Raw genomic sequence first — 26,239 nt, forward strand, 5'->3', positions numbered from 1 at the left:
GCCGTCCCCGGCGGAAGACCCCCGCCGGAAGACCCCCGCCGGAAGCACCCGGCCGGAAGCACCCGGCCGGAAGGCCCCCGCCGGGAGCACCGGGCCCGCGGCACCGCGCCCCGCGCCCTGGGCTCCGGACATACGGCACCCCGCCCTCCGGTTCGGTACCGGGATCGCCCCTTCACGCCCCGTCCACCCAACTCCCCCTGGAATGTGGGTTTCCGCGAGCACGCTGCCCGCGTGAGACGCATCCTGGGAATCGTCCTGGCCGTCCTGCTCCTCGGCGGCGTGGCCGCCGTCCTCGTGACGGGCGGCGACAAGGACACGGGCACGGCGACGAAGACCGTGCGAGGAGTCATCGGGTCGGAGAAGGCGGAGTTCTTCGCCGACCCCCGGGTGGTGAAGGCCCTGGGCGCGAAGGGCCTCACCGTCCGCACCGAGACCTCCGGGTCCTGGGACATGGACGAACTGCCCCTCGACGGCTACGACTTCGCCTTCCCGTCCTCCAAGGGACCGGCCGACGAACTCCGCGCGAAGGCCGGGAGGAAGACCGGCGCCCAGGCGGCGGCGAGCGCCCCGCTGCGCCCCTTCTACTCGCCGCTCGTCGTCGTCGCGCACAGCACCGCCGCCCGGGTCCTCGCCGGGAACGGCCTCGTGACCCTGGGCGCGCGCGGGACCAGCGGCACCCTGAAGATGGACGCCTATCTCGCGGCGGCCCGCGCCGACCGGACCTGGCAGCAGCTCAAGGGGGCCGCCGGGCACCCCGAGCTGAGCGGCACCCTCTTCATCACCTCCACCGACCCGGTCGCCTCCAACTCCGGCGCCCTCTACCTCGCCGCCGCGAGCTACGTCGCCGACGGCGGCCGGGTCGCGGGCGACAGGGCGGCCATCACCCGCACGGCCCCGCTCCTGCGCAAGCTGGTCCAGGTCCAGGGCGCCCAGCAGTCCGGCTCGGACGCCCCCTTCCGGGATTTCGTCAGCGGCGTCGGCAACCCGCTCGTCCTCGTGTACGAGTCCCAGGTCGCCGCCCAGCTGCTCGCCGGGCGCCCGATGGGCGACCTCGTCGTCCTCTACCCGGACACCACGGTCAACAGCGACCACACCCTCGTGCCGCTCACCGAGAACGGCCGGACCCTGGGCGAACTCCTCGCCACCGATCCCGAGTTGCGCGAGCTCGCGGTCCGTCACGGGTTCCGGCCGCAGGGCGCGGCGAGCGAGTTCGACGCCGCGACCGATCAGCACGCCGAGTACCTCAACCAGACGCTGACCGGAGTCCGCCAGGCGCCCGTGCCCACCAGCGAGGTGCTGCACGAGATGGCCCTGCGGGCCCGCGACCAGGGGGACACCGCATGACACCGCCCGCCGATCCGAGAAGGACGATGGCCCTGACACCGCCCGAGCACGACACACCGCTCGTCCTCACCCCGCCCGAGCCCGTTCCGGCGGTCCGTGCCGAGCAGGCCTCCGGCCTGGTGCCGCTGGACCAGGCGACCCGGACGGAGATGTCCCGCCGGGCCGCCGCGTACGTGGACTCGATCGAGGGACTCGACCCGCGCTCCCCCGAGTTCGCCGGCCGCGTCGGCGAGATCGCGGGGCTCGGCGCGGGCGAGATGCGCTCCGCGGCCCAGCAGTCGAACCGCATGCTCGACCGTACGGTGCGCTCGCTCGGCTCCGGCGCGCCCGGCGGCGACGCCCGGTCCCGGGTCGGCTCCTCCCTCGTCGAACTCCGGCGCGCCGTCGAGGACCTGGACCCCCGGGACACCCCCGGCAAGGGTCTCAAGGGGCTGCTCGCGAAGCTCCCCGGCGGCAACAGGCTCCGCGACCACGTGGCCAGGTACGCCTCCTCGCAGACCACCCTGAACCGGATCGTCGGCTCCCTGCGCGGCGGCCAGGACGAACTGCGCCGCGACAACGCCGCGTTGCTGACGGAGCGGGCCCGGCTCTGGGAGACCATGGGCAAACTCCAGGAGTACGCGGTGCTCACCGCCGCCCTCGACGCGGCCGTGGAGCGGCGCGTCGCCACCGCGCCCGACCCGGCGCAGGCGGACGCGCTCCGCGCCGACCTCCTCTTCCCGGTCCGGCAGAAGCACCAGGACCTGCTGACCCAGCTCGCCGTCTGCGCGCAGGGGTATCTGGCGATGGACGTGGTCCGGCGGAACAACGACGAGCTGATCAAGGGTGTGGAGCGGGCCGCGACGACGACCCTGTCGGCGCTGCGGATCGCGGTGATGCTCGCGTCGGCGCTGGAGAACCAGCGGAAGGTCGCCGAGCAGGTCGACGTGTTGCGCTCGACGACCGAGGAGCTGATCCGCGGCAACGCCGAGATGCTCGCCACCCAGGCGGGCGAGATCCAGCGGATCGCTGCCGACCCGGCGGTGGGCGCGGAGACGCTCCGCACGGCCTTCCAGCAGATCTACCGGACGCTCGACGCCATCGACACGTACAAGGCGCGGGCGACGGAGTCGATGGCCGCGACCGTCGAGTCGCTGACCGCCGAACTCCAGGAGGCGAGCGCCCACCTGGCCCGCGGCCGCCGCACCGGGGCCCTGGAAGGCGGTGGCCCGGCATGAGGACCGCCCCCGGGGCGGCCGGCGCCGCCCGGAAGCACCGCACCCACACCCGGACGCTGGCCGGTCTCGCGCTCGCCCTGCTCGTCACCGCCACCGGCGGGTCCTGCGGGGCCGGGGACCGGACCGGGCCGGACGACGGGCCGCGCCTGCCGGTCCCGCCCGGCACCCTGCGCGTCCTCGCGTCCTCCGAACTCTCCGACATGGAGCCCGTCCTGCGGTCGGCCAGGACGGCGACCGGCGTCGACGTCCGCCTCACCTACACGGGCACCCTCGACGCCGTCGAGCGGATCGCGTCCGGCGCGGCGGATAAGGCGTACGACGCGGTCTGGCTCTCCTCCAACGACTACCTGCGGCTCCGCCCCGACACCGCGAAGAGGATCACCGGCGAGACGCCGGTGATGGTCTCGCCGGTGGCCCTCGGTGTGCGGCCGGCAGCCGTCGCCCGGCTCGGCTGGGACCCGGCGAAGGTCACCTGGTCGCAGCTGCACCGGGCGGTGGCCGACGGGAAGCTGACGTACGGCATGACGGACCCGGTGCGCTCCAACTCCGGTTTCTCCGCCCTCGTCTCGGTGGCCTCGGGGCTCTCCGGCGCCCAGGCCGCGCTCACCGAGGCGGACGTACGCCGGGCCACCCCGAAGCTCAAGGACTTCTTCACCGGCCAGAAGCTGACGTCGGGCTCCTCCGGCTGGCTGGCCACCGCCTACGGCCGTCGTGGCGACGTCGACGCGCTCGTCAACTACGAGTCGGTGCTGCTGTCCTCGTTCCCGTCGGGCGAGCTGACCGTGATCCGGCCGACCGACGGCGTCGTCACCGCCGACTATCCGCTGACGCTGCTGACCTCCGCCCGCCCGGAGGCGAAGGAGGCGGCCGGCCGGCTGACGACGTATCTGCGCACCCCGGACGTCCAGCGCCGCATCACGGAGTCGACGCTGCGCAGGCCGGTGGTCGCCGGGGTCCGTCCGGCGTCGGCGCTCGCCCGGGACCAGCGGCGCGAGCTGCCGTTCCCCGGCAGCCGGGCGGTGGCGGACGGTCTGCTCGACGCGTACGACAACACCCTGCGCAGGCCGTCCCGCACGGTCTACGTGCTCGACACCTCGGGTTCCATGAGCGGCGAGCGGCTGGAGCGCCTCAAGGCGGCACTGGCCGAGCTGACCGGTGACTTCCGGGACCGGGAGGAGGTCACGCTGATGCCGTTCGGCTCCTCGGTGAAGCGCGGCGAGGTCCGTACGCACACCGTCGACCCGGCCTCGCCGGGGGCGGCGCTCGACGCGATCAGGGCCGACGCGGGGAGGCTCTCCGCCTCCGGCGGCACCGCGATCTACTCCAGCGTCCAGGAGGCGTACCGCTTCCTCGGGAAGGCGCCCGGCGACACGTTCACCTCTGTCGTCCTCATGACGGACGGGGAGAACACCGACGGCGACCCGGCCTCCGCCTTCGACGCCTTCTACCGCTCCCTGCCCGCCGGGCAGCGGCGCACCCCGGTCTTCCCGATCCTCTTCGGGGACTCCGACCGGGGCGAACTCGGCCACATCGCCGACCTGACCGGCGGGAGGCTCTTCGACGCCACCCGGGGTTCGCTCGACGGCGCCTTCGAGGAGATCCGTGGCTACCAGTGACCGGCTCCTCGGGTACGCCGGCTCCCGCAAGAACCTGACGGGCTGCGCGTGCGGTCTGGCCGGCGTCGGCGTCGCGCTCACCGGGGCGGCGGGCGGCCTCTGGCCGCTGGTGGTCGCGGGCCTGTACGCGGCGGGGGCGCTGATCGCCCCGCCCGAGCGCCCGGACACCCCGGAGTTCCCGGGCGCGGGCGAGCAGCTGGACGCGTTGCGGACCGACTTCGCGACGCTGCGGGCGTACCTCGCCGAGGTGGAGCTGCCGCCCGCCGCGCGCGAGGGCCTCGACCGGCTCGGCACCCTCGTCGAGGCCCTGCTCGAACCGGGCTGGGTGAGCGACCCGGAGCACCTGCGCGTGCTGGCCCGCGCGGTGCGGCAGGACGTTCCGGAGGCCGTCGACACGTTCGTACGGACGCGGTGGTGGTCGCGGTTCGCCTCGGGCGCCGAGGAGCCGGAGGGCCATCTCGAACGCCAGCTGGCCGCGCTCCACGAGGAGGCGGCGGCGATCGCCACCGCCCTCCGGGAGGAGGAGGCGATCCGCCAGCGGATCCACACGCGGTACGTGGAGGAGCGGGGCGACTGATCAGGGGGCGCCCGGTTCCGGACGTGCGCCGGCCCCCGGAGCCTGAGGGGGCTCCGGGGGCCGGTCGCGTCGTGATGGGCCGTCGTGACCCCACTGGTCAGGGCGGTAGTTCGGGGCAACCCACCACGAGTCTCGGGTGCGGGATCAGCCCAGGCGCTCGACCAGCGCGTGGTACTGGTCCCACAGCTCCTTCGGCGTGTGGTCGCCGAAGGTGTTCAGGTGGTCGGGGACGAGGGCGGCCTCCTCGCGCCACACGTCACGGTCGACCTTGAGGAGGAACTCCAGGTCCTCGGCCGGCAGGTCCAGGCCCTCGGTGTCGAAGGACTCCGGGGTCGGCAGGACGCCGATCGGGGTCTCGACGCCCTCGGCCTTGCCCTCCAGGCGCTCGACGATCCACTTCAGGACGCGGCTGTTCTCGCCGAAGCCGGGCCAGACGAACTTCCCGGCCTCGTTCTTGCGGAACCAGTTCACGTAGTAGATCTTCGGCAGCTTCGCCGCGTCGGCGGTCGCACCGACCTTGACCCAGTGGGCCATGTAGTCGCCCATGTTGTAGCCGCAGAACGGCAGCATGGCGAAGGGGTCGCGGCGCAGCTCGCCGACCTTGCCCTCGGCGGCGGCGGTCTTCTCGGAGGCGACGTTGGCACCGAGGAAGACGCCGTGGTTCCAGTCGAAGGACTCGGTGACCAGCGGGACGGCGGAGGCGCGGCGGCCACCGAAGAGGATCGCCGAGATCGGGACGCCCTTGGTGTCCTCCCACTCGGGGGCGATCGTCGGGCACTGCCCGGCCGGGACGGTGAAGCGGGCGTTCGGGTGGGCGGCCGGCGTCTCGGACTCCGGCGTCCAGTCGTTGCCCTTCCAGTCCGTGAGGTGCGCGGGGGCCGTCTCGGTCATCCCCTCCCACCACACGTCGCCGTCGTCGGTGAGGGCGACGTTGGTGAAGACGGAGTTGCCCCAGAGGGTCTTCATGGCGTTGGCGTTGGTGTGCTCGCCGGTGCCGGGCGCGACACCGAAGAAGCCGGCCTCGGGGTTGATCGCGTACAGGCGACCGTCCTCGCCGAAGCGCATCCAGGCGATGTCGTCGCCGATGGTCTCGACGGTCCAGCCGGAGATCGTGGGCTCCAGCATGGCCAGGTTCGTCTTGCCGCAGGCCGAGGGGAACGCGGCGGCGACGTACTTCGGCTCGCCCTGCGGCGGGGTGAGCTTGAGGATCAGCATGTGCTCGGCGAGCCAGCCCTCGTCACGCGCCATGACGGAGGCGATGCGGAGCGCGTAGCACTTCTTGCCGAGCAGGGCGTTGCCGCCGTAGCCCGAGCCGTACGACCAGATCTCGCGGCTCTCGGGGAAGTGCGAGATGTACTTGGTGGAGTTGCAGGGCCACGGCACGTCCTCCTGGCCCTCCTCCAGGGGGGCGCCGAGGGTGTGGACGGCCTTGACGAAGAAGCCGTCGGTGCCGAGCTCGTCGAGGACGGGCTGTCCCATCCGGGTCATGGTGCGCATGGAGACCGCGACGTACGCGGAGTCGGTGATCTCGACGCCGATGGCGGAGAGCGGGGAGCCGACGGGGCCCATGCAGAAGGGCACGACGTACATGGTGCGGCCACGCATCGAGCCGCGGAAGATGCCCTCGGAGCCCGCGAAGAGCTCCTTCATCTCGGCCGGGGCCTTCCAGTGGTTGGTCGGGCCCGCGTCCTCCTCGTTCTCGGAGCAGATGAAGGTCCGGTCCTCGACGCGCGCGACGTCGGTCGGGTCGGAGGCGGCGTAGTACGAGTTCGGACGCTTCACCGGGTCGAGCTTGGTGAAGGTCCCCTTGGCGACGAGCTCCTCGCACAGGCGCTCGTACTCGGCCTCGGAGCCGTCGCACCAGACGATGGCGTCCGGCTGGGTGATCTCGGCGATCTCGTTCACCCAGGAGACGAGCTCCTGGTGCTGGGTCGGAAGGGTCTGGGGAGCCGCGTTGTCGCGCGCCACGATTGCTCCTTGTAGAGGGGTTTTTAGGTGTGTGCCCCGTGGGGGCCGCGACCCGGATGCTTCGTAGCTGCTCATCCGGTGCCGACCGCACTCATTTGATCATCCGACGCTTCCGCCCATATGTCCAGGGGTCCGCCCACGTGAGCATCGCCACTCATATCCGGGACGTACGGGCCCGTAGGCACGCTTCCGCCATGACCGCGGCAGGGCCGGAACCGCCCCCGATCGAGCGTCCCCCGTCGCTCCCGACGCCGCCGCGGGCATCGCCTTCCGGGCCTTCGGGGTCGGCGCCCCTCGCTGGCTGTACACGCCCTGCTACACCGCGATGGGCTGGGCGGCCGTGACGCCGGCCGCCTTCACCGTCCACTACGTCGGCATCTCGCTGGTGGTGTACCCGCACTCCTGGCCGGCCGCTCCCCGACCGACCGCCCGGAGCCGGCCCTCAGGGTCCGGCCGGCGCCCCCAGCGCCTTCCTCACCACCCGTGCCGACTCCGGATTGTCGGCACACCCCCACACTCCGTGGGGGCAGTAGTCGGTGACCGTCTGGTAGACCGGCCGGTGCGTCGCGAACCAGTCGAGCATCCCCCGGACGTACGCCGGGTTGTCGCCGTTCCGGAAGAGCCCCCACTCCGGGTACGAGACCGGCTTGCCGTGCGCCGCCGCGAACCGCACATGGTGGTCGAGCCCGTACTCCTCGCCCACCTGCTCCTCGAAGGAGACACCCGCGGGCTGGTCGTAGGCGTCGAGGCCGATGATGTCGACGACGTCGTCCCCGGGGTAGCAGCGCGGCCACTCCACGGCGTCCCGTCCCCGGCTCGGAGTGAAGTCGAAGCGGAACCGCTGCCCCGGCACCCCCCGCAGCACGTCCACCACACGGCGCCAGTACGCCTTCCAGGCCGCCGGGTCCGGTCCGCACCGGTGGCTGTACGTGGTGCCGTTCATCTCCCAGCCCAGGACCAGGACCGCGTCCCCGAGCCCGTGCTCCACGAGCCGCTCCCCCAGGACCCGGAAGTGCCGGTCGAAGGCGCCCGCCGCGCCGCTCCGCAGCCCCGTCCGCACCTCGGCGTCCGGGAGACCCGCCTCGCTGCGGTCCATCATCGGCACGTTCAGCACGAAGAGCCGCCCCGGCCGCCCCTCCTTCCAGCGCGCCCAGGGGCCGAAGAGCGCCGGATGACCCTCGATGTTGGACCAGCGGTCGCCCGGCAGATAGGTGTGCCCGACGGTCAGCGTCTCCCCGCCGAGCCAGGCCTGCGCCTGGGCGATCCGGCGTACTCCGGCCTCGTCGGAGCCGGTGAAGAACCCCGAGGGGACCCCGGGCAGCGGCTCCGGTTCCGGCAGCGCCAGGGTGCCGGTGTGCCGGTCGCCGGGCGCGATCCGGTCGTACGGCAGCAGGAGCACGAGAACGGCCGCGAGCAGCACGGTGAGTGCGGCCCGCGGCCGGCGGCGGGGGGAGGTCACGTCAGCTCGTCCAGAAGTCCCACCAGCGGGTCAGGATCAGCATCCCGATGATCCCGATGTGCAGGACGGGCGGGGCGAAGGCGAACTCGCCGAAGAAGGTCCGCAGCCCCGCCGGGGCGGGGATCACCCCGTGCCGGACGTTGTGCGCGGTGACGTACCAGAACATGACGATCGTGGCCGTCCAGGCCAGGCAGCACCACAGGCAGAGCGCGTTGATCTCGTACAGCGACTGGTACATCAGCCAGGTGCAGAAGCCGACGCCGAAGAGCATCCCGGCGTTGAGGCCGAGCCACAGCCACCCCCGGTAGCGGGCCCCGGCGAGGAGCCCGGCGCCGAGCGCGACGACGACGGCGTACGTGACGAGCCCGAGCATCGGGTTGGGGAAGCCGAAGACCGCCGCCTGCTCGCTCTTCATGATGCTGCCGCAGGAGACGACCGGGTTCAGGCTGCACCCGGGCTGGAAGCCGGGGTCCTCCAGGAGGTGGAACTTGTCGATCGTGATCACCCAGCCGGCCAGCACGCCCGCCGCCCCGGTGACCATCAGCATCCAGGCGAAGGCCCGGCCCGCGCCGATCGCCCCCGCGGACTCCCGCGCGGACTCCTCCTCCTGCCGCTGGCCCGGCACCCCGCCCCGCACGTTCACCGTCGCCATGACGCGACCCCGTTCCCGCTCAGCCCTGCAGACGCCGGACGGGCATCAGGACGTGGGCGCTCTCCTTGAGCATCTCCTCGTCGGAGACGAAGGAGCGCAGCCGCGCCTCGTCCACCGGCTGCCCGGGGACCGCCTCGGGCCACGGGCGCAGGGAGCAGATGAGGTAGACCTTCCCGGACTCGCGGGCGGCGGCCTGCCACTCGTCGGGCACCGGGCACTGCACCTTCAGGAAGGGCAGGCTGAGGACGGCGGAGCCGCCCTCGACGAGCAGGGAGGCGTTGATCCCGGCGTCCTTGTCCAGGTCGAAGAGACGGTCGCCGACGGAGAGGCCCATGGCCTCCAGGGCCGACCGCATGGCCTGCTGACCGGCCTCCGGCCCGTCCCGGCCGTCGCCGAGCGAGTACGCCAGGAGGAAAGGCGTGCCCGCCGAATCGGCGGTGGGCTCGCTGGACCACGGAATAACCGTGAGAGTTCCCAGCGGAGAGGCGCTGCGCGCCGAGGAAACGACGTTGGAAGTGGTCATGAATCCGGATGCTAATGCTCCAACCACCTTTTCCCCGCGCCGCTTTCACCCGAACGGCCGACATTCACGCCGCTGGCATTTCCGGCGCAACGAACCCGGGGTTTCATCGTTGTGCCCTGAGGGCTCCCCCAGCCTGCGGCGGGGGACCCCCAGCCGACCCCGAGGAGATCACGCATGATCGTCCCGCGCCGCGTCGCCCTGCGGTCCCTCTTCGCTCTGGCCGTCACCGCTTTCACCGGGGGCGCTCTCGGCCGCGTCGCGGCCCGCCCGACCACCGGGTCGCCCTCGGAACTACCGGTCGACCCGCACGCCTTCGACGAGATGTACAGGGGCCGCCGCATCCTCGGCTTCTCGGGCGCCGAGGGCGGACCGACGGCCCTGGTCGACGGCCGGCCGCTGCATCTGATGCGCTGCGCCGACGGCGGCTACGTCACCCCGATCGACCACTACGAGTCCTGGCCGACGCCGCTGGCGGCCACCCGCGCGGCCGTGGACGAGCTGGGCGCCGCCCGGCTCTCCCCGCTCGCCGGCGCCCACGGCGTCCACACCGACCCGACGGGAGGGAGCCCGCGTGGTGTACACGCGTAAGAACCAGCGCGACCTGACCGGCGCCGAGCGCCGGAAGTTCGTCGCCGCCGTCCTGGAGCTCAAGCGGACCGGTACGTACGACCGCTTCGTCCGCACGCACATCGACCACTACACGGCCGACGGGGAGGGCAGGCTCCGGGTCGCCCACATGACGCCGAGCTTCCTGCCCTGGCACCGCAGGTTCCTGCTGGAGTTCGAGACGGCCCTGCGCCGGATCGACCCGACGGTGTCCGTGCCGTACTGGGACTGGACCCGCGACAACTCCCCGGCCTCCTCGCTCTGGGGCGAGGACTTCATGGGCGGCAACGGGCGCCGGACCGACCTCCAGGTGATGACCGGCCCCTTCGCCTACTCCTCCGGACGGTGGACGATCACCCAGTCGATGACCGAGGGACGCTTCCTGACCAGGGACTTGGGCCGCCCGCACGACCCGATCGCCCTCCCGACGCCGGCCCAGCTCGACGCCGTCATGCGGGAGCGGACGTACGACGTGGCGCCCTGGAACTCGACGAGCACCGCCGGCTTCCGCAACGGCCTGGAGGGCTGGGCGCCGGGCCGGGGCAACGAACGGTTCCGCGTCCACAACCGGGTGCACCGCTGGGTCGGCGGTCTGATGCTCGGCGGCGGTTCCGTGAACGACCCGGTGTTCTGGCTGCACCACTCCTTCGTCGACCTGGTCTGGTCGCGCTGGCAGGCGCGCAACCCGGGGGCCGCCTACCTGCCGGCGGAGCCGCCGCCGCTCGGGGACGGGCAGTACCGGAAGGTCGTCGCCCGGAACGAGCCGATGGCGCCCTGGGGAGTGACCCCGGCGTCGGTGTTCGACCACAGCCGGATCTACCGGTACGCCTGAACTCCCCGCGTCCCCGTGGCCGCACACACGTGTCCCCCCGGCCCGGCGGGTCGGGGGGACACGTGTCGATACGGGGGGGGATCAGCCGCCGTAGCCGCCGTCACCCTTGTCGTGGCCACCGTCGACGTTGGCGCAGGTGTTGCCGAAGGCCGGGTTCAGCAGGCCGATCACGCTGACGGTGTTGCCGCAGACGTTGACCGGGATGTGGACCGGGACCTGGACGACGTTGCCGGAGGCGACACCGGGCGAGTGGGCGGCGACGGCCTCGGCGCCCGAGTCGGCGACGGCCAGGCCGGCTCCGCTGAGGGCAACGGCACCCGTGCCGGCGAGAACAGCGGCAGCCTTCGCGATGCGAGACATCAAGAACTCCTTGGACGTGGAAAGCGACCGCAGGAATCACGGCCGTCTTTGCGGTTCAACGCCGGTCACCGGAGCGGGTCACGGTCATTGGGCCGAAAGGGAAGAGGAAAAGCGGAAAATGGCCCGCGGGCCGAGGGACGTCCGCCGCCGGATACGACGGGACGGCCTCGTCCGCGGGCCGCGGCCATGCGACAAGCCTTCTTCTGCAACGAGCGAAAACCCTTCGGGTGGCGGGGAAGAATCGTGTCTTCACCCGACCGGTCGCCACCCGCACAGAAGAACGAATGCGAGGCGGGTCAGCGCGCCTCGGGGGCGACGCCGAGCTGGGAGTCGAGGGCGCCGCTCACCATCGGGGGGAGCAGCCCGACGCGGGGCGCCGCGAGGTCCGGAAGGCCCGCGAGACCGTTCCCCTCCGGCGCGACCACCGGGTTGCCGAGGACGGCGCCCGGGGTCGCCGCCGCCATCTCCGAGTGCGGCGTCGCGAAGAGGGCCCGGCCGGGCTCGCTGCCCCTCAGGACCTCGGGCAGCGGAGCGTCCACCACCGTCCTCGGGAGGGTGCCGGTGAACGGCACGCTGGGCAGGGCGACATCGGGCAGCGAGCCGAGGCCCTTCTGGAATCCGGTGGGCGCGCCGGGCATCGGGACGGGAACGCCGGTGGCCACCTCGGGGGCGTCCATCGGGAGTACCGGCTCGAGTCCCTGGAGGGGGATGATCACCGGCGCCTCGACGGCCGAGGCCGGGGCGGCCAGGGCGGCGGAGGCGAACGCGGTCATGAGAAGTCCCATGCCGGCGTGAGAGCGCAGAGTCATGTTCTGACAACGAGACCTTCGGGGGAACGTCGCGGAACTCCCCCGTGTGCAGCAACGCGAGAGGCCCCCACCGGTGAAGGCGGGGGCCTCGGTTGACGCTCCGTGCAAGGACGGCGTCAGTGACGGCGGGCGATCCGGCCACCCCGGAGGTGGACGACGACACCGCCGATGATCAGCGCGGCACTGATCGCGGCCGCCCCCATGAGCGCGGGGTCACCACCCGTCTCGGGAAGCTGGGGCGGGGTACTGGGCGAGGCGGTCGGAGACGTCGTGGGAGGCGTGGTCGGCGGCTTCGTGGGCGGCGTCGTCGGCGGCTTCGTCGGAGGCGTCGTGGGCGGCTTCGTCGGAGGCGTGGTCGGCGGCGTCGTGGGCGGCGTGGTCGGCGGCTTCGTCGGAGGCGTCGTGGGCGGCGTCGTGGGCGGCGTGGTCGGCGGCTTCGTGGGCGGCGTGGTCGGCGGCTTCGTGGGCGGCGTCGTCGGCGGCTTCGTCGGAGGCGTGGTCGGCGGCTTCGTGGGCGGCGTCGTCGGCGGCTTCGTCGGAGGCGTCGTGGGCGGCTTCGTGGGCGGCGTGGTCGGCGGCTTCGTCGGAGGCGTGGTCGGCGGCTTCGTGGGCGGAGTCGTCGGCGGCTTCGTCGGAGGCGTCGTGGGCGGCTTCGTGGGCGGCGTGGTCGGCGGCTTCGTCGGTGGCGTGGTCGGCGGCTTCGTGGGCGGAGTCGTCGGCGGCTTCGTAGGCGGAGTCGTCGGAGGCTTCGTCGGAGGGTGCGTGGGTTCACCCGGCTCGTCGCCGTAGCCGCCGGGCTCCTCCGCCTGGGCGCAGAGGTCGCCGACGGCCGCGGCCACGAAACCGCCGAGTTCCATGGTCCGGCCGCAGACGTCCGCCGGCAGGGGGGCCTGGACGTGCCCCCCGCCGACGGGGCCGGGACCGTCGCCCGTACCGGCGTAGGAGTTCGCGGCCAGGGCGAATCCGCCGCTCAGCGACAGGATGCCGGTCGCTGCCGCCGCGGTGAGTACTTTCCTGCTGATGATGGACCGCATACCGCTCTTCCTCTGGATAAAGGGAGAGGCCGGCGAGGATCCCCCCTCGCTCCGACCGGCCTGGTCCACGCAACGTTCGCGTGGGAATGGCCAGAGGGTATGGGTCGGCACACCCCCTGCAAGGGGGGCCACACGGCAGCTGATCAGAAAATCATTCGATCAGCCGACCGTGGGAAACGGCGGTACGGAACGCGCCGCAAGTGCCCCGGAGGGCCGACGTACTGAGGTGGCGTCAGCCACCCAGCGGCAGGCCGCCGGGGACCGGCAGGCCACCGAGCAGCGGGGCGCCCTTGGTGGTGTCGTTCAGCTTGGTCGCGGTGTCCGTGACGGTCTTGACCGGGGAGCCGTCCGTGGTGCTGCTCAGCACATCCGACTTCAGCCCATTGGCGGCGATCGCTTCGAGACCACCGTTGAGGCTGGTGGGGGTCAGCGCCTCCGTGGCCATGGCGGGCGCGGCGGCACCCAGCGCCATCAGCGAACCGGCGACGACCGCGGCGACCTTGGTGGGCTTCATGGGGTGAATCCTTCCTCTGTACTTCAAGTCACTTACAGCACAGGGCCCTTGGGCGAATCCCGTACTTTGTTCTGCTTCTGTAACGAGAGGTGCGCTCCCCGGAAACTCCGGGAGGAAGGATTTCTCGACACTGCACCCGATCGATGCGGGCCGGTGTTATTTGCCGATCGCACGCCTGTACCGGCCCGGCAAACGCCGGGCCGGTACAGGGCCTGCGGGTGACTACCGGACCGGCAGCGGGAGTCCGACCGGCAGGTCGGGCACGTCGACCGGAGCGTCCACCGGCGGGGCGACGGGGAGCTGGGGCGGGTCGACGGGCAGCTCGGGCGGTTCCACCGGCAGCTCGGGCGGGGTGACCGGCAGCGTCGGCAGCGCGGGCAGTCCGGCCAGGTCCGGCGCGGGCAGGCCGCTGCCGAGGACGGTGGCGACGGCCAGGTTGACCAGCGAGGTCAGGGTCGCCGTGACCTGCGGTACGACTCCGCCGGCGTCGCCGGAGGTGACGGCGGCGAGCAGGGCGGCGACGGCCTTCTCGACGGTGGCGAGGGCGTCGTCCACGACATCCGCCGGGGCGGCCGCCTCTCCGGCCCACGCGGCCTTCGCGCCCGCCGTGACGGGCAGACCCACGGGCGGCTTCACGGGCAGGGTCGGCGCCTCGACGGGGAGGTCCGCCGCGGGCGGGGTCACCGGGAGGCCGGCGGGCGGTGCCACCGGGAGGTCCGTGGCGGGCGGTGTGGCGGGTGCGTCCGGCAGCGGGGCCGGGGCGGTGGCCTTGGCCTGCTCGACGGCTGCCGCGATCTCGGCCTTGAGGGCCTCGGCGTCGGTCGCCGGGATCTGACCCTCGTCGGCCTTGAGCGCGGCCTTGACGAGGTCGGTCACGGGGGTGGTCACCGAGCCGAGCCCACCGAGCGCCTCGGCCTGGGTCAGCAGGGCGGCGGCGTCGGGAAGGGGCGCGCGGGCGGCCCGGTCGGCCGCGGTGGACGGATGGTGTTCGCCGGCGACGGCGGGTCCCGCCGTACCGAGGGTGATGACGGCGGATATCGCCAGGGCGGTGATGCGGCGTGTAGCCAGGGGACGCATATGTGTTCCTTTTCCTTATGCGTCGGACAACTGCTCTCTCACCGTGCCTGCGGGTATAGCCCTCCGCAACCGTAGAACTACGGAGCGCCACGCCCCCGTTCGAGTGAATCCTCCCGTCGGGCCCGCCCTCCGAGGGGCGTACGCCGTTGCACCGAACGGCGCACGAGGGTGCGGCCGAACGAGTACCGACCCCATGACGGCAAGGAAAAAGCCGGTGCGCCCACTCCGGGGAGTGGGCGCACCGGCTTCGGAAGGACGGACCAGGCGTGCCGGATCAGGCGTTGACGCAGGCGTTGCCGAAGGTCGGGTTGAGCGCACCGATGACGCTGACGGTGTTGCCGCAGAGGTTGACCGGGATGTGGACCGGGACCTGGACGACGTTGCCGGAACCGACGCCGGGGGACTTCACGGCCGCACCCTCGGCGATCGAGTCGGCGGCGGCGGCACCGGCGGCACCGGCGACGGCGGCGGCGGCACCCACGGTCAGGACAACGGCCTTGGCGATACGGGACATGGAGAGGTGCTCCTCGATCGAAATTCAACGTGGACTGCGCGGACTGTTCGGCCCGGCTCTCTCAACAACGTCCCGGCTTTTCATCGGTTGCTCTCCCGAACGGGTGACGTTCAACCGATCTTTGGGCCATAGGAGGGCCATTGGAGGGACTGGGCGTGGAATGGCGCAACACGCACAACGACGAACCCGGCCCGTGGATACGGGAGTTAGCGTTTCCGGGCATCTAATGCGTACTATCGCCCCGCGCCGGGGTTATAACGTTCCCGAACGTTGCTTCCGGGCCCGCCGCGCGTTCACCCATTTCGTGCGGACGACATCTTCCCCCCTCCCGGCCTTCACGGGTCTTCCCTTCCTCCTCCCATCAAAGCGGAGAACCTGTATGCGGAATTCAGCGGTTCTTGCTGTGCGTCGCAGCGTGTTGTGCGCCCTGTCGTGTGCGGCTCTGTCCGCCGCGCTGCCGGTCGCCTCCGCCGCCGCACCCCAGCCGCGCGAGGCGAGCCGTGTCCCCTTCGCCGCGCGCCACCAGGCGGTGCAGCACGGTGGGATCGTGCGCGCCGCCAACTCCTCGGCGAGGGGCGTGGAGGGCACCGAGTCGGTCAACGACGGCGCGGCGATCGCCTACGTCGACGTGGACAGCGACCCCAACACGTACAACTCCAGCCGCGCCGAGCTCGCCGTTCCCGCGGGCGCCCGGGTCAGCTGGGCCCGTCTCTACTGGGGCGGCAACCTGCGGGTGGGCGAGCAGAAGCCGCCCGAGGACAACGGCCGGGTGCTGATCGCCGAGCCCGGCGGTCAGTACAAGGCGCTGCTCGCGGACACCCTGATCGGGCACCGCACGGCCGAGGGCGCCGACGCCTTCCAGGCCTCGGCCGACGTCACCGAGCTGGTCCGCTCGTCCCGTTCGGGGCAGTGGACGGTCGCTCAGGTCAACGTCGCCATGGGCCGTTCGGCGGTCGGCGGCTGGGGCGGCTGGACGCTCGTCGCCGCGTACGAGAAAGCCTCGGAGCCGCTCCGCAGGATCGGTGTCTGGGACGGATTCGAAACGGTCGGTCCGGGTACCGGCGAGCTTCGCGTCCCGCTCGACGCGAACCGTTACGGCAAGGCCACGGACGGGCGCCTGGGGGTGATCGCCTATGACGGCGACCGCGGTACTTCCGGTGATTACCTGGCGGTGGAAACGCGCCGCGGGAAGAGCACCCGGCTCTCCGATTCCGCCAATTCCGCGAACGACGTGATGAACTCCAGCATCACCGAATTCGGCACCGACCGTACGGTCCGATCTCCCGATGGTACGAACACCCTGGGGTACGACTCCGACGTCTTCGATCTGCGGGGGGCACTGCGCGATGGGGCCGACCGTGTCCACGTCCGGTCCGGGAGCCGGAAGGACACCGTCTGGCTCGGCGCGCTCTTCTTCCAGGCGGACGTCCGGCGCTGACGTGCTGTCATCAATCGACGCGGACCTCGCGTCTCTCACCGTCCTGCACGCGGTCCAGCCCGGCGACGGCGGGGTCGCCCGCGTCGTCGTCGACCTCGTCCGCGCCCAGCTCGCCGCCGGCCTGCGGGTCGCCGTCGCGTGCCCGCCGGGCACCGTCCTCTCCGCCGCCGTCCGCGCCGAGGGGGCCGAGACCCACGACTGGCGGGCCGCCCGGAACCCCGGGCCCGGACTCGTCCGCGAGACGAGGGAGCTGGCCCGGGTCATCCGTACCGTCCGGCCCGGACTCGTCCACGCGCACAGCGCCAAGGCCGGGCTCTGCGCCCGGCTCGCCCTGCGCGGCCGGGTTCCGACGGTGTATCAGCCGCACGCCTGGTCCTTCGAGGCCGTCGAGGGAACGACCGCCGCGCTCGCCCGCCGCTGGGAGCGGTTCGGCGCCCGCTGGACGGACCGGATCCTGTGCGTGAGCGAGGCCGAGCGGCGTACCGGCGAGGCCGCCGGGGTCACGGCGGACTGGTCCGTCGTCCACAACGGTGTGGACGTGGCCCGGTTCGCCACCGACGGTCCGCCCGGCAACCCCGCGCCCACCGTCGTCTGCGTGGGTCGGCTCTGCCGGCAGAAGGGACAGGACGTGCTGCTCGCCGCCTGGCCCGCGGTCCTCGCCGAGGTGCCGACGGCCCGTCTCGTCCTGGTCGGCGACGGCCCCGACGGCGAGCGCCTGCGGGCCGCCGCCGGGCCCTCGGTGCGGTTCACCGGGGCCGTCGACGACACCGTCCCCTGGTACCGGGCCGCCGACGTGGTCGTCCTGCCGTCCCGCTGGGAGGGCATGGCGCTCGCTCCTCTGGAGGCCATGGCCAGCGGCCGGCCCGTCGTCGTCAGCGACGTCGACGGGGCCCGCGAGAGCCTGCCGCCCGCCCATGAACCCCTGTGCCTGGTCCCGCCCGAGGACCCGGCCGCGCTCGCCACCGCTCTCGGCCGCCTCCTCGGCAGGCAAGAGCTCCGGCACCGCCTGGGCCGCGAGGCCCACGAGCACGTCCTCAGCAGTTTCGATGTCCGGCGCACCGGCGCGGCCGTCGCGGACGTCTACCGCGAACTGGCCGCCGTGCGAGGCACCGAGCACAGAGAGCCGATTGCGCAGTGACCACCGAAAGCACCAGCATCCCCTCCTCGCCGGGCCCCTGGCCCACGGCCGGCCAGGCCTTCGGCCTCGCCTCCCTCGCGCCGCGTCGCGGCACGACCGACCGGCTCGCGCCGCCGCGCCGCCCCGCACGGCCACGCTTCGGCGTGCTGCCGCTCGTGGCCGTCGACTGCCTGGCCGTCCTCGCCGCCGCCGTGCCGCTGAGCGCGGCGCACCACGACGCCCGGCTCCTGCTGCCGATCGTGGCGCTCGTCCTGCTCCTCGACGGGCACGGCGGCCTCTACCGGCCGGCCGCGCACACCCGGGCCCTCGACGAGCTGCCCGCGCTGGCCTCCCGCGCCGGTGTCGCCTGGTGTCTGGCGGCGGCGGGCGTCGCCGCGTACTCCCCGACGCTCGCGATCGGGCCCCTGCGGATCTGCGCCGCCTACGCCACCCACGTCGGCGTCGTGAGCCTGGTCCGCGCCCTGCTGCTCGCCCGGCGGCGCCGGATCGCGCGGGCCCACCCGAGGTCGGCGCTCGTCATCGGCGGGGCGGGGGCCGCGCGCCGGTTCGCCGCGGCGGCCGTCCAGCACCCCGAGTACGGGGTACGGCCGGTCGGCATCGTCGGCGTACCCGAGCAGGGCGGCGCTCCCCGGACGGCCGGGGAGGCCGGGCTTCCGGTGCTCACCACGACCGAGGAGATCCAGCGGGCCGTCATCCAGAACGCGGTGCGCGACGCGGTGTTCCTCGACGACGACCCGGCGCTCGTGACGCTCTTCCAGCAGTACGGCTGCGTCACCTGGCGGGTCGGCGGCCGACAGCAGGCCGGCCCCATGGGCGAGCACATGTGGGGGTACGCCTGGCACCGCGTCGTCCCGCTGGACGAGCGGCGCGGGCTGACCGCCAAGCGCGCCCTCGACATCGCCCTGGCCGCCCCCGCCATGGCGGTCGCGCTGCCGCTCCTGCTGCTCTGCGCGCTCGCCGTACGGCTCTCGGACGGTCCCGGGGTGCTGTTCCGGCAGGAGCGGGTGGGCCAGCACGGACGCCACTTCACCCTGCTCAAGTTCCGTACGCTCCGACCCTCCGACGACACCGAGTCGGCGACCCGCTGGAACGTGGCGGGCGACCGGCGGATGAGCGCGGCCGGGAGCTTCCTGCGGAAGAGCTCGCTCGACGAGCTGCCGCAGCTGTGGAACGTGCTGCGCGGCGACATGAGCCTGGTCGGCCCGAGGCCCGAACGCCCCTACTTCGTCGCCCAGTTCAGCAAGATCCACACCGGGTACGCGGCCCGGCACCGGATGCCGGTGGGGCTGACCGGTCTGGCGCAGGTGCACGGGCTGCGCGGCGACACCTCGATCGAGGACCGCTGCCGCTTCGACAACCACTACATCGACCACTGGTCGCTCTGGCAGGACGTCTGCATCCTGCTGCGCACGGCCGCCGGGCTCGTCCGGCCCTCGGGGAGCTGAGGATGGCCACGGCCGTGACGGTGCCGGTGATCGCCCCGGACGACGTACGGGACCTCGCCCGCAGGTCCGGGGCCCTCTCCCCGGTCCTCGCCGTGATCGCGCTGCTGCTCGTCCCGGGCGGCGGCGGCGCGCAGGGGGGCACCGGCGGTACGGGCACGGCCGCCGACGCGGCCTCCGGCCTCCTCGTCCTGATCTGTCTCGTCCGGGTGCTGCGCGGCGGCGCCCGGCCGCTGACCCGGACGGCGGCCGTCGTCCTCGGTCTGCCGGTCCTCGGGATCTGCCTGGCCGCGATCGCCTCGAACGACCCGGCGGCGAGCCTGCCGGGCGTCGCCCGCTACCTGCAGATCTTCGTCCTCGTCCCGGCGGCCGTGCTCCTGATGGTCCGCGACCGGCGGGACTTCGCCGTCGTCGCCTGGGGCCTGGTCGTGCTCGCGCTGCTCCAGGGCGCGGTCGGCGTCGCCCAGTACCTGACCGGTACGGGCGCCTCGTACATGGGGGAGGACATCCGGGCCGTCGGCACCTTCGGGCCGACCGACGTGATGGGCATGGCGACCGTCGTGTCGTACGGGCTCGTCGTCGTCACGGGCATCGCGCTCGGCAGCGGCCCCGGCCGGACGCGGACGGCGGCGCTCGTCTGCGCCGGGCTGCTCTTCCTGCCGCTCGTGCTGTCGTTCAGCCGCGGCGCGTGGATCGCGACCGTGCTCGCCTGCGGGATCCAGCTGCTCCTCTCGGGGCCCCGCAGGGCGGCCCTGGTGGCACTCGCGGCGGGCGCGCTCGGGGTGGTCCTCGTCGGCGGCCTCGGCATCGGTTCCGCGATGGTGGAGGAGCGGGTCGCCAGCATCACGCGGGTGGCCGCCGCGCCGGACCAGTCGGTGACGGACCGGTACACGATGTGGGCGGCGGCCGGGCGGATGTGGAGCGCGGAGCCGGTCACGGGCGTCGGCCTCAAGGGCTTCCCGCTGTACCGCGACTCGAACGCCTCGCTCGCGCTCTCCTCCGGAAGCGACACGGCGGGCGCGGGCGCCGCCTTCCAGCGGCAGCCGCTGCTCTCGCCGCACAACATGTACCTCCTGGTCCTCAGTGAGCAGGGTCTGTTCGGACTGCTCGCCCTGGTGGGCAGCTGGCTGGCGCTGCTCGTCGGCGCGCTGCGGCGGCGGCGCCTCGGCGCGGACTGCGCGCTCGTCGCGTCGGGCCTGCTGGCCTGGCAGCTCATCGACTTCTTCTACGCGGACATCGGCGGCCCCTCGACGGTCCTGATGTCGGTCGTGCTGGGCCTCGCGGCCTGGTGGGCGCTGGCGGAGGTGAGGCGTGCGTGACCCGTGGGCCGGGGAACCCGAGCCCACGGACACCCCGGGGGCCGGTGAACCGCGCCCCACGGGCGGCCCGCCCCGCGGCATCCCGCTGACCGACCCCTGGCCGACCGCGCCTCCGGGCCCCACGGACTCCCCGTGGCCCCCGGAGGCCGTCGTGCTGACGGGGGCGGGGCCGGTGCCTTCGCCATCGCCATCGCCATCGCAGGGGCCTGTTCCGGAGTCGGAGGCGAAGGCGAAGGAGGACACGAAGGACGGGCCCGGGGCCGAAGGCGGCCCGCCGCGCGTCCCCCGTCCCTCCGGCCGCCGCGCCCACGCCCGCGTGCGGGCCCCCCGCACCGGCGCGCCCCAGGGCGGGGGCTTCCTGGCGAAGGCCGCCGCCGTGACCGCCGGGCTCACCGCGATCGGCGCGGTGCTCGGGCTCGTACGCGACCAGATCCTCGCCGGGTACTTCGGGGCCGGGGCCGAGACCGACGCGTTCCTGGTGGCGTGGACGGTCCCCGAGTTCGCCTCGACGCTGCTCATCGAGGACGCCATGGCGCTGATCCTGGTGCCCGCCTTCTCCCGCGCCCTGACCCGCCGTTCCGGCGCCCTCTTCGGCGACCCGGTGCGGGAGCTCGTGCGCGGCACGCTCCCCCGGCTCACCCTCGGCGTCGGCGTGGTCGCCGCCCTCCTCGTCGTCGCCGCGCCGCTGATCGTCTCCGCCCTCGCGCCGGGGCTGCCCGATCGCGCGCTCGCGATCGACTGCACCCGGCTGACCGCCACCTGTGTGCTGTCGTTCGCCCTGGTCGGCTACTGCTCGGCGGCGCTGCGCGCCCACGGCTGCTTCCTGCCCCCGGCCGCGATCTACGTGGCGTACAACGCGGGCATCATCGGGACCATGGTGGTCCTGCGCGAGCCGTGGGGCGTGCGCTCCGCCGCCGCGGGCGTCGCGGTCGGCGGGGTCCTGATGGTCCTCGTCCAGGCCCCCTCGCTCGTACGGGAGCTGCGCACCCGCCCCGTACCGACGCGGGAGCCCGAGGCGCTCGCGCCCGCGTCCACGGGGGACGGCCGCATCCTGGTCCTCGGTCTGATCGCGCCCGTCGTCGCGTTCTCCCTCTGCCGCCAGTCCCAGACCCTGATCGAGCGCTTCCTCGCCTCACCGCTGCCCGCCGGCGCCATCTCGCACCTGAACTACGCGCAGAAGGTCGCGCAGATGCCGATGATCCTCTCCCTGATGCTCTGCACGGTCAGCTTCCCCGTGGTCGCCCGCGCCCTCGCGGCCGGCGACACCGAGGCGGCCCGCCGCCGGGTCGAGCGGGACCTGCTGCTCGCCGCCGTCGTCGTCCTCGTCGGCGCGTCGACCGTGATCGCCGCCGCGCCCCGGATCGTCGAACTCCTCTTCGAGCGCGGCGAGTTCAGCTCCGCCGACACCACCGCGACCGCCGCCGTCATGCGCGTCTACGCCCTCGGCCTGCTCGGCCAGACGATGGTGGGGACCCTGGTCCGCTGCTACTTCTCCGCCGCCCGCCCCCTCTGGTACCCGGCCGCCGCCATGGGTGCCGGGCTGGTCACGACCGCCGCCGCCGGAGTCCCCGGCGCCCACTACTGGGGCGCCGTCGGCATCGCCGGGGCCAACGCCCTCGGCATCACCCTGACCGCCGTGCTGCTGCTGCGCGGCGCGCACCGCCAGGCCGTCCCGGTCCGCGTCGACCGGCTGGGCGAGGGGCTGCTCCGGCTCGCCACCGCGGGCGCGTGGGCCACCGGGGCCGGCTGGCTGTCCTCAGTCGCGATCGGCCCCGCCGCCCTCGCCGTCGCCGTGTCGGGCCTGGTCGTCGTCGGCGTCTTCCTGCTCTTCATCGCCTGCGCCGCCAAGGCGCCCGAGATTCCGCCCCTTCCCCGCTCCGCCTACCGGAGGACCCCCCATGCCCGCCGCCACCGCGCTGCGTCGACTGCTGCCGAAGCCTCCCCTGTGGGTGAAGCCCCCTCTGTGGGTGGCGATGTACCACTCGATCACCGACACCGCTGACGATCCGTACCGGGTGACGGTCTCCCCCGTGCGGTTCGCCCGGCAACTGCACTGGCTGGGCGACCGGGGGCTGCGCGGGGTCTCGGTGGGGGAGCTGCTCACGGCCGCGGCCGAGGGGCGCGCCAAGGGGCTCGTGGGGCTCACCTTCGACGACGGGTACGCGGACTTCGCCGACTCGGCGTTGCCGCTGCTGCGCCGGCACGGCTTCACGGCGACGGTGTACGTCCTGCCGGGGCGGCTCGGCGCCGAGAACGTCTGGGACACGGCGGGGCCGCGCAGGTCACTGCTGACCGAGGACGGCATCCTGCGGATCGCCGAGGCCGGCATGGAGATCGGTTCGCACGGGCTGACGCACGTCTCGCTCACCGGGGCCGACGACGCGACGCTCGCCGCCGAGACCCGCCGGAGCCGAGAGCTCCTGGAGGAGATGACCGGCCGTCCCGTCGAGGGGTTCTGCTACCCGTACGGGCAGGTCGACGCGCGCGCGATCCGCGCCGTCCGCAAGGCGGGCTACCGCTACGCCTGCGCGATCGACCCGGGCCCGCACACCGGCACGTACGCCCTGCCCCGGGTCCACATCGGCGAGGCCGACACCTCGTGGCGGCTCACCGCCAAGCGCGTCCTGCACCCGCTGCGCCGCCGTCACCCCGCCGACCTGGTGCCCGCGCGTTACGGCCCGGCCACGGTAGGTGCCTCGTGAGGGTCCTGCACGTCATCACCGGGCTCGGCATCGGCGGCGCCGAGCAGCAGCTGCGGCTCCTGCTGCGGCACCTGCCCGTGCGGAGCGAGGTCGTCACGCTCACCAACCCGGGCGCCGTCGCCGCGGGCATCGAGGCGGACGGCACACCCGTCACGCATCTGGGCATGGCGGGCAACCGTGATCTCGGCGCGCTCCCCCGCCTCGCCCGGATCGTCCGCCAGGGCCGCTACGACCTCGTCCACACCCATCTCTACCGGGCGTGCGTGTACGGCCGGGCGGCGGCCCGGCTGGCGGGGGTGCGGCGGGTCATCGCCACCGAGCACTCCCTCGGCGAGACCCAGATGGAGGGCAGGCCGCTCTCCGCGGGGACCCGCGCCCTCTATCTGGCGTCGGAGCGGCTCGGCACCTCCACCGTCGCCGTCTCGCCCAGCGTGGCCCGCCGGCTCGCCGACTGGGGGGTGCCCCAGGAGCGCATCCGGATCGTCCCGAACGGCATCGAGACCGACCGCTTCGCCTTCGACGCCGGCGCCCGTCGCCGCGCCCGGGCCGTCCTCGGACTGCCCGAGGACGCCCATGTCGTCGGCGGGGTGGGGCGGCTGACGCCCGGGAAGCGGTTCGACCGGCTGGTACGGGCGGTGGCCTCGGTCCCGGAGGCCCACCTGCTCCTCGTCGGCGAGGGCGAGGAGCGGGCGGAGCTGCTGCGGCTGGCCCGCGCGTGCGGGGCCGCCGACCGGGTGCTGCTCGCCGGGGCCTGCCAGGACCCGCCGGCCGCCGGCTCGCCCGGGCCGTCGCTGCCCGGACTCCTCGCCGCCATGGACGTCTTCGTGTCCACCTCGCCCGACGAGACCTTCGGGCTCGCCGTCGTCGAGGCCCTCGCCGCCGGGCTGCCCGTGCTGTACGTGGCCTGTCCGGCGATCGACGACCTGGCGCCGGACGCGGCACCGGGCGCCCGCCGGATCGGCGAGTCCGTGCCCGAGCTGATCTCCGCGCTGCGCGGCGCCCGGGACACCCGGTTCACCCGGCTGCCCCTGCCCGCGGCCGCCCGCCGCTACGACATCGCCCACAGCGCCGGGCAGTTGATGTCCCTCTACGACCAGGCCGTCCACGGCACCCCCTCCCCCGCGAAGTGAGAGAACCCGCCCCCATGAAGTCCATCCCACCCCGCGCCTCCCTCCCCGCCGGCCTGCGAAGGCCCGGCCGGTGGGCGGTCCTGCCCGCCGCCGTCCTCGCCGGAGCCGTACTCGGCGGCGGTTACGGGGCCCTGAAGACCCCGCGGTACGCGGCCACCAGCTACGTCATCGTCGTGCCCGCCGAGAAGTCCGACCCGGCGGCCGCGCTCGGCTTCGCGCAGGCGTACGGGCGGGTCGCCACCGACATCGCGGTGACCGGCGACGCGCAGGTGTGGGCCGGCGTCTCCGCGGCCACGCTGCGCGGGAGCGTGCAGGCCGCGACCTCCCCGGACGCCCCGATGATCTCCATCACCGCCCAGGCCGACCAGCCCGCGAAGGCCGTGTCCATGGCCGACGGCGTGGCCCGCGCGCTCGTCCTCAACAGCGCGCACGTCGCGGGCAGCACCGGCGTGAAGGTCGTCCAGTTCTCCCGCGCCACCAAGCCGGTCGCCCCCGTCTCCCCCTCCGCGCCGCTCTCCGCGCTCGTCGGCGGCTGCGCGGGCGGTCTCCTCGGCGGCCTGGCGCTCCTGGTCCGCCCGAAGCGCGCCGCCTCGCGCGGCGAGGCCCGGCACTCCCGGCAGGCCTCCCCGACCGCGGCCGCCGCCGTGCCCGCGCCGGCGGTCGCCGCGCACCAGCCGGAGGCGGTGTGACCACGAGAACCGCGCACGCCTCGACAGCCCCGAGAACCCCTCGTGTCCGGCGTACCCAGCGACCCAGGGGACCCCAGCGAGCCCTGCGAGCCCTGCGAGCCCTGCGGACCGAGATCTGCCGTGACGAGGAGGGGTTCGGGCGGCTGGCGGCCGAGTGGACGGCGCTGTACGGACGCTGCTCCACCGTCACCCCCTTCCAGTCCCACGCCTGGCTGCACTCCTGGTGGCTCTCGTACGGCAGGCCCGGTGCGCTGCGGGTGGTGCTCGTACGGCGCGCGGACGGCGAACTCGTCGCCGCCGCGCCCCTGATGCGGGCCGGCGGGCCGCTGCCCGTCCTCACCCCGCTCGGCGGCTCGATCACCGACTTCACGGACGTCCTGCTCGACGACGGCTGCCCGGAGGCCGCCCCCGCCCTGGCCGGGGCGCTCGCCCGGGCCGCCCGGGGCGCGGTGATCGACCTGCGGGAGGTACGGCCCGGGGCCGCCGGCGAACGGGTCTTCGCCTTCTGGCGGGGTCCGCGCCGCCGGCTTCCCGACTCGCTCTGCCTGGAGCTGCCCGCCGTCCCCATGGAAGGACTCCTCGAACGGATCCCCTCCGGGAAGGCCCAGCGGGTCCGCGCCAAGCTGCGCAAGCTGGACGCCCTGGGCATCGACGCGCGGGTCGTCGGCGGGGACGAGGTCCCCGCCGCCCTCGACCGCCTCCTGAGGCTCCACCGGCTCCAGTGGCAGGGGCGCGGGGTCACCGCCGAGCACACCAGCGAACGGTTCGCCCAGCACCTCACCCGGGCCGTACGGCCCATGGTGGAGCGGGGGGAGGCGATGGTCACCGAGTTCCGGCTCGCCGGGGAGGTGGTCGCCGCCGACCTGACGTTGATGTCCCCGCGGCTCGCCGGCGGATATCTGTACGGTGCCGACCCGGCCCTGCGGGCCCGCAAGGTCGACGTCGCCACCATGCTGCTCCGGCACGGGGCCGGGGAGGCCGGCACCGGCGGCCGGGCCACGCTGAGCATGCTGCGGGGCACCGAGGCGTACAAGCGGCACTGGCGCCCCGAGACCGTAGGCAACCAGCGGCTCATGCTGACCGGCCGGGGTACGGCCCCGCTGCTCTGGCTCCGCGCGGGCGCCGCCGACGCGCGCCGCTGGGCGGCTCGGCAGGCGCGGGAGCGGGACTGGGTGGGGCGGGCGATCGGCCGGCTCACGGGGCGGACGCCGCACGGCGACGGCGGATGATCTCCGCCGCCGCCGTGTCCGACGGGTCCGACCGGCCCGACCGGCCCGAA

25 protein-coding genes and 1 pseudogene are annotated in these 26,239 nt (G+C 73.8%); 17 read left to right on the plus strand and 9 right to left on the minus strand.

Annotation, left to right across the window (positions count from 1 at the left end; translation table 11 throughout):
• Positions 1-204: 204 nt before the first annotated feature.
• From ACRRSS_RS30740 to ACRRSS_RS30755, 4 genes are read left to right on the plus strand one after another with little or no spacing between them, the layout of a single operon-like run.
• Positions 205-1,344: a hypothetical protein gene (locus ACRRSS_RS30740; protein WP_435974305.1), complete on the plus strand. Its 1,140-nt coding sequence runs from the start codon at positions 205-207 to the stop codon at positions 1,342-1,344.
• Positions 1,341-2,561, plus strand: coding sequence for a toxic anion resistance protein (locus tag ACRRSS_RS30745; protein WP_435974306.1), 1,221 nt, complete (start codon positions 1,341-1,343; stop codon positions 2,559-2,561). Before ACRRSS_RS30740 ends, ACRRSS_RS30745 begins: the two co-directional genes overlap by 4 nt.
• Positions 2,558-4,177, plus strand: coding sequence for a substrate-binding and vWA domain-containing protein (locus ACRRSS_RS30750; RefSeq protein WP_435974307.1), 1,620 nt, complete (start codon positions 2,558-2,560; stop codon positions 4,175-4,177). The genes ACRRSS_RS30745 and ACRRSS_RS30750 overlap by 4 nt, the downstream gene beginning before the upstream one ends.
• Positions 4,164-4,754, plus strand: a complete 591-nt coding sequence (locus tag ACRRSS_RS30755) for a hypothetical protein (RefSeq protein WP_435974308.1) — start codon at positions 4,164-4,166, stop codon at positions 4,752-4,754. The genes ACRRSS_RS30750 and ACRRSS_RS30755 overlap by 14 nt, the downstream gene beginning before the upstream one ends.
• 144 nt (positions 4,755-4,898) lie before the next feature.
• Here the strand turns inward: ACRRSS_RS30755 and ACRRSS_RS30760 are convergent, their stop codons facing one another.
• Positions 4,899-6,722: a phosphoenolpyruvate carboxykinase (GTP) gene (locus tag ACRRSS_RS30760; RefSeq protein WP_435974309.1), complete on the minus strand. Its 1,824-nt coding sequence runs from the start codon at positions 6,720-6,722 to the stop codon at positions 4,899-4,901.
• A gap of 250 nt (positions 6,723-6,972) precedes the next feature.
• Here ACRRSS_RS30760 and ACRRSS_RS30765 point away from each other — a divergent pair.
• Positions 6,973-7,125: pseudogene (locus ACRRSS_RS30765) on the plus strand (PAQR family membrane homeostasis protein TrhA); the annotation flags it as partial.
• A gap of 39 nt (positions 7,126-7,164) precedes the next feature.
• On the opposite strand, the gene ACRRSS_RS30770 reads toward ACRRSS_RS30765, so the two are convergent.
• The 3 genes from ACRRSS_RS30770 to ACRRSS_RS30780 are packed head-to-tail and all read right to left on the minus strand — an operon-like array spanning position 7,165 to position 9,356.
• Entirely contained in the window at positions 7,165-8,181 is a 1,017-nt protein-coding gene (locus ACRRSS_RS30770) for a glycoside hydrolase family 26 protein (protein WP_435974310.1), read from the minus strand.
• A 1-nt stretch (position 8,182) separates the two neighbouring features.
• Complete coding sequence (locus ACRRSS_RS30775) at positions 8,183-8,833, minus strand: vitamin K epoxide reductase family protein (protein ID WP_435974311.1); 651 nt, start codon at positions 8,831-8,833, stop codon at positions 8,183-8,185.
• Positions 8,834-8,852: 19 nt separating this feature from the next.
• Positions 8,853-9,356: a DUF5949 family protein gene (locus ACRRSS_RS30780; protein WP_435974312.1), complete on the minus strand. Its 504-nt coding sequence runs from the start codon at positions 9,354-9,356 to the stop codon at positions 8,853-8,855.
• Positions 9,357-9,530: 174 nt separating this feature from the next.
• On the opposite strand from ACRRSS_RS30780, the gene ACRRSS_RS30785 reads away from it, so the two are divergent.
• Positions 9,531-9,944, plus strand: coding sequence for a tyrosinase family oxidase copper chaperone (locus ACRRSS_RS30785; protein WP_435974313.1), 414 nt, complete (start codon positions 9,531-9,533; stop codon positions 9,942-9,944).
• The gene (locus ACRRSS_RS30790; protein ID WP_435974314.1) at positions 9,928-10,794 is read left to right on the plus strand and encodes a tyrosinase family protein; all 867 of its coding nucleotides are present in this window, start codon (positions 9,928-9,930) and stop codon (positions 10,792-10,794) included. The genes ACRRSS_RS30785 and ACRRSS_RS30790 overlap by 17 nt, the downstream gene beginning before the upstream one ends.
• Before the next feature lie 81 nt (positions 10,795-10,875).
• Here the strand turns inward: ACRRSS_RS30790 and ACRRSS_RS30795 are convergent, their stop codons facing one another.
• Together ACRRSS_RS30795 and ACRRSS_RS30800 are read right to left on the minus strand one after the other, a co-directional pair.
• Complete coding sequence (locus tag ACRRSS_RS30795; RefSeq protein ID WP_435974315.1) at positions 10,876-11,154, minus strand: chaplin; 279 nt, start codon at positions 11,152-11,154, stop codon at positions 10,876-10,878.
• A gap of 296 nt (positions 11,155-11,450) precedes the next feature.
• Positions 11,451-11,927 (minus strand): hypothetical protein, encoded by a 477-nt coding sequence (locus tag ACRRSS_RS30800; protein WP_435974316.1) that lies wholly within the window; start codon positions 11,925-11,927, stop codon positions 11,451-11,453.
• A 204-nt stretch (positions 11,928-12,131) separates the two neighbouring features.
• Between ACRRSS_RS30800 and ACRRSS_RS30805 the strand changes: the two genes are divergently transcribed.
• Positions 12,132-12,752 carry a hypothetical protein gene (locus ACRRSS_RS30805; protein ID WP_435974317.1) on the plus strand — a complete coding sequence of 207 codons (621 nt, stop codon included), beginning with the start codon at positions 12,132-12,134 and terminating at the stop codon, positions 12,750-12,752.
• 477 nt (positions 12,753-13,229) lie between these two features.
• Here the strand turns inward: ACRRSS_RS30805 and ACRRSS_RS30810 are convergent, their stop codons facing one another.
• The 3 genes from ACRRSS_RS30810 to ACRRSS_RS30820 form a co-directional block, all read right to left on the minus strand.
• Entirely contained in the window at positions 13,230-13,511 is a 282-nt protein-coding gene (locus ACRRSS_RS30810) for a hypothetical protein (protein ID WP_435974318.1), read from the minus strand.
• Positions 13,512-13,733: 222 nt separating this feature from the next.
• On the minus strand, positions 13,734-14,588 hold the full coding sequence (locus ACRRSS_RS30815) for a hypothetical protein (protein ID WP_435974319.1): 855 nt from the start codon (positions 14,586-14,588) through the stop codon (positions 13,734-13,736).
• 274 nt (positions 14,589-14,862) lie between these two features.
• Complete coding sequence (locus tag ACRRSS_RS30820) at positions 14,863-15,102, minus strand: chaplin (RefSeq protein ID WP_351899678.1); 240 nt, start codon at positions 15,100-15,102, stop codon at positions 14,863-14,865.
• A 379-nt stretch (positions 15,103-15,481) separates the two neighbouring features.
• Here ACRRSS_RS30820 and ACRRSS_RS30825 point away from each other — a divergent pair, with 379 nt between their 5' ends.
• The 9 genes from ACRRSS_RS30825 (at position 15,482) to ACRRSS_RS30865 (ending at position 26,189) form a co-directional block, all read left to right on the plus strand.
• Positions 15,482-16,540 (plus strand): DUF3344 domain-containing protein, encoded by a 1,059-nt coding sequence (locus ACRRSS_RS30825; RefSeq protein ID WP_435974320.1) that lies wholly within the window; start codon positions 15,482-15,484, stop codon positions 16,538-16,540.
• 1 nt (position 16,541) lies between these two features.
• Complete coding sequence (locus ACRRSS_RS30830) at positions 16,542-17,678, plus strand: glycosyltransferase (protein WP_435974321.1); 1,137 nt, start codon at positions 16,542-16,544, stop codon at positions 17,676-17,678.
• Positions 17,675-19,123 carry an exopolysaccharide biosynthesis polyprenyl glycosylphosphotransferase gene (locus ACRRSS_RS30835; protein ID WP_435974322.1) on the plus strand — a complete coding sequence of 483 codons (1,449 nt, stop codon included), beginning with the start codon at positions 17,675-17,677 and terminating at the stop codon, positions 19,121-19,123. The genes ACRRSS_RS30830 and ACRRSS_RS30835 overlap by 4 nt, the downstream gene beginning before the upstream one ends.
• 2 nt (positions 19,124-19,125) lie before the next feature.
• A complete protein-coding gene (locus ACRRSS_RS30840) occupies positions 19,126-20,439 on the plus strand; it encodes an O-antigen ligase family protein (RefSeq protein ID WP_435974323.1) in 1,314 nt (437 codons plus the stop codon).
• A gap of 316 nt (positions 20,440-20,755) precedes the next feature.
• A complete protein-coding gene (gene murJ, locus ACRRSS_RS30845; protein WP_435974324.1) occupies positions 20,756-22,441 on the plus strand; it encodes a murein biosynthesis integral membrane protein MurJ in 1,686 nt (561 codons plus the stop codon).
• Positions 22,338-23,141 (plus strand): polysaccharide deacetylase family protein, encoded by an 804-nt coding sequence (locus ACRRSS_RS30850; protein ID WP_435974325.1) that lies wholly within the window; start codon positions 22,338-22,340, stop codon positions 23,139-23,141. The genes murJ and ACRRSS_RS30850 overlap by 104 nt, the downstream gene beginning before the upstream one ends.
• A complete protein-coding gene (locus tag ACRRSS_RS30855) occupies positions 23,138-24,271 on the plus strand; it encodes a glycosyltransferase (RefSeq protein WP_435974326.1) in 1,134 nt (377 codons plus the stop codon). Before ACRRSS_RS30850 ends, ACRRSS_RS30855 begins: the two co-directional genes overlap by 4 nt.
• A gap of 14 nt (positions 24,272-24,285) precedes the next feature.
• Complete coding sequence (locus ACRRSS_RS30860; protein WP_435974327.1) at positions 24,286-24,960, plus strand: lipopolysaccharide biosynthesis protein; 675 nt, start codon at positions 24,286-24,288, stop codon at positions 24,958-24,960.
• A 101-nt stretch (positions 24,961-25,061) separates the two neighbouring features.
• A complete protein-coding gene (locus tag ACRRSS_RS30865; protein ID WP_435975460.1) occupies positions 25,062-26,189 on the plus strand; it encodes a GNAT family N-acetyltransferase in 1,128 nt (375 codons plus the stop codon).
• Positions 26,190-26,239: the final 50 nt, after the last annotated feature.

Origin of the sequence: Streptomyces sp. Qhu_M48, assembly GCF_051305195.1 — a bacterium.
Taxonomy (GTDB): Bacteria; Actinomycetota; Actinomycetes; order Streptomycetales; family Streptomycetaceae; genus Streptomyces.

Bases quoted from the DNA above. Each gene is read 5' to 3' on its own strand.
- ACRRSS_RS30745 (WP_435974306.1), top strand. From the start codon at position 1,341: ATGACACCGCCCGCCGATCCGAGAAGGACGATGGCCCTGACACCGCCC.
- ACRRSS_RS30750 (WP_435974307.1), top strand. From the start codon at position 2,558: ATGAGGACCGCCCCCGGGGCGGCCGGCGCCGCCCGGAAGCACCGCACC.
- ACRRSS_RS30775 (WP_435974311.1), bottom strand. From the start codon at position 8,833: ATGGCGACGGTGAACGTGCGGGGCGGGGTGCCGGGCCAGCGGCAGGAG.
- ACRRSS_RS30780 (WP_435974312.1), bottom strand. From the start codon at position 9,356: ATGACCACTTCCAACGTCGTTTCCTCGGCGCGCAGCGCCTCTCCGCTG.
- ACRRSS_RS30785 (WP_435974313.1), top strand. From the start codon at position 9,531: ATGATCGTCCCGCGCCGCGTCGCCCTGCGGTCCCTCTTCGCTCTGGCC.
- ACRRSS_RS30795 (WP_435974315.1), bottom strand. From the start codon at position 11,154: ATGTCTCGCATCGCGAAGGCTGCCGCTGTTCTCGCCGGCACGGGTGCC.
- ACRRSS_RS30800 (WP_435974316.1), bottom strand. From the start codon at position 11,927: ATGACCGCGTTCGCCTCCGCCGCCCTGGCCGCCCCGGCCTCGGCCGTC.
- ACRRSS_RS30805 (WP_435974317.1), top strand. From the start codon at position 12,132: ATGATCAGCGCGGCACTGATCGCGGCCGCCCCCATGAGCGCGGGGTCA.
- ACRRSS_RS30810 (WP_435974318.1), bottom strand. From the start codon at position 13,511: ATGAAGCCCACCAAGGTCGCCGCGGTCGTCGCCGGTTCGCTGATGGCG.
- ACRRSS_RS30815 (WP_435974319.1), bottom strand. From the start codon at position 14,588: ATGCGTCCCCTGGCTACACGCCGCATCACCGCCCTGGCGATATCCGCC.
- ACRRSS_RS30820 (WP_351899678.1), bottom strand. From the start codon at position 15,102: ATGTCCCGTATCGCCAAGGCCGTTGTCCTGACCGTGGGTGCCGCCGCC.
- ACRRSS_RS30825 (WP_435974320.1), top strand. From the start codon at position 15,482: ATGCGGAATTCAGCGGTTCTTGCTGTGCGTCGCAGCGTGTTGTGCGCC.
- ACRRSS_RS30840 (WP_435974323.1), top strand. From the start codon at position 19,126: ATGGCCACGGCCGTGACGGTGCCGGTGATCGCCCCGGACGACGTACGG.
- ACRRSS_RS30850 (WP_435974325.1), top strand. From the start codon at position 22,338: ATGCCCGCCGCCACCGCGCTGCGTCGACTGCTGCCGAAGCCTCCCCTG.
- ACRRSS_RS30860 (WP_435974327.1), top strand. From the start codon at position 24,286: ATGAAGTCCATCCCACCCCGCGCCTCCCTCCCCGCCGGCCTGCGAAGG.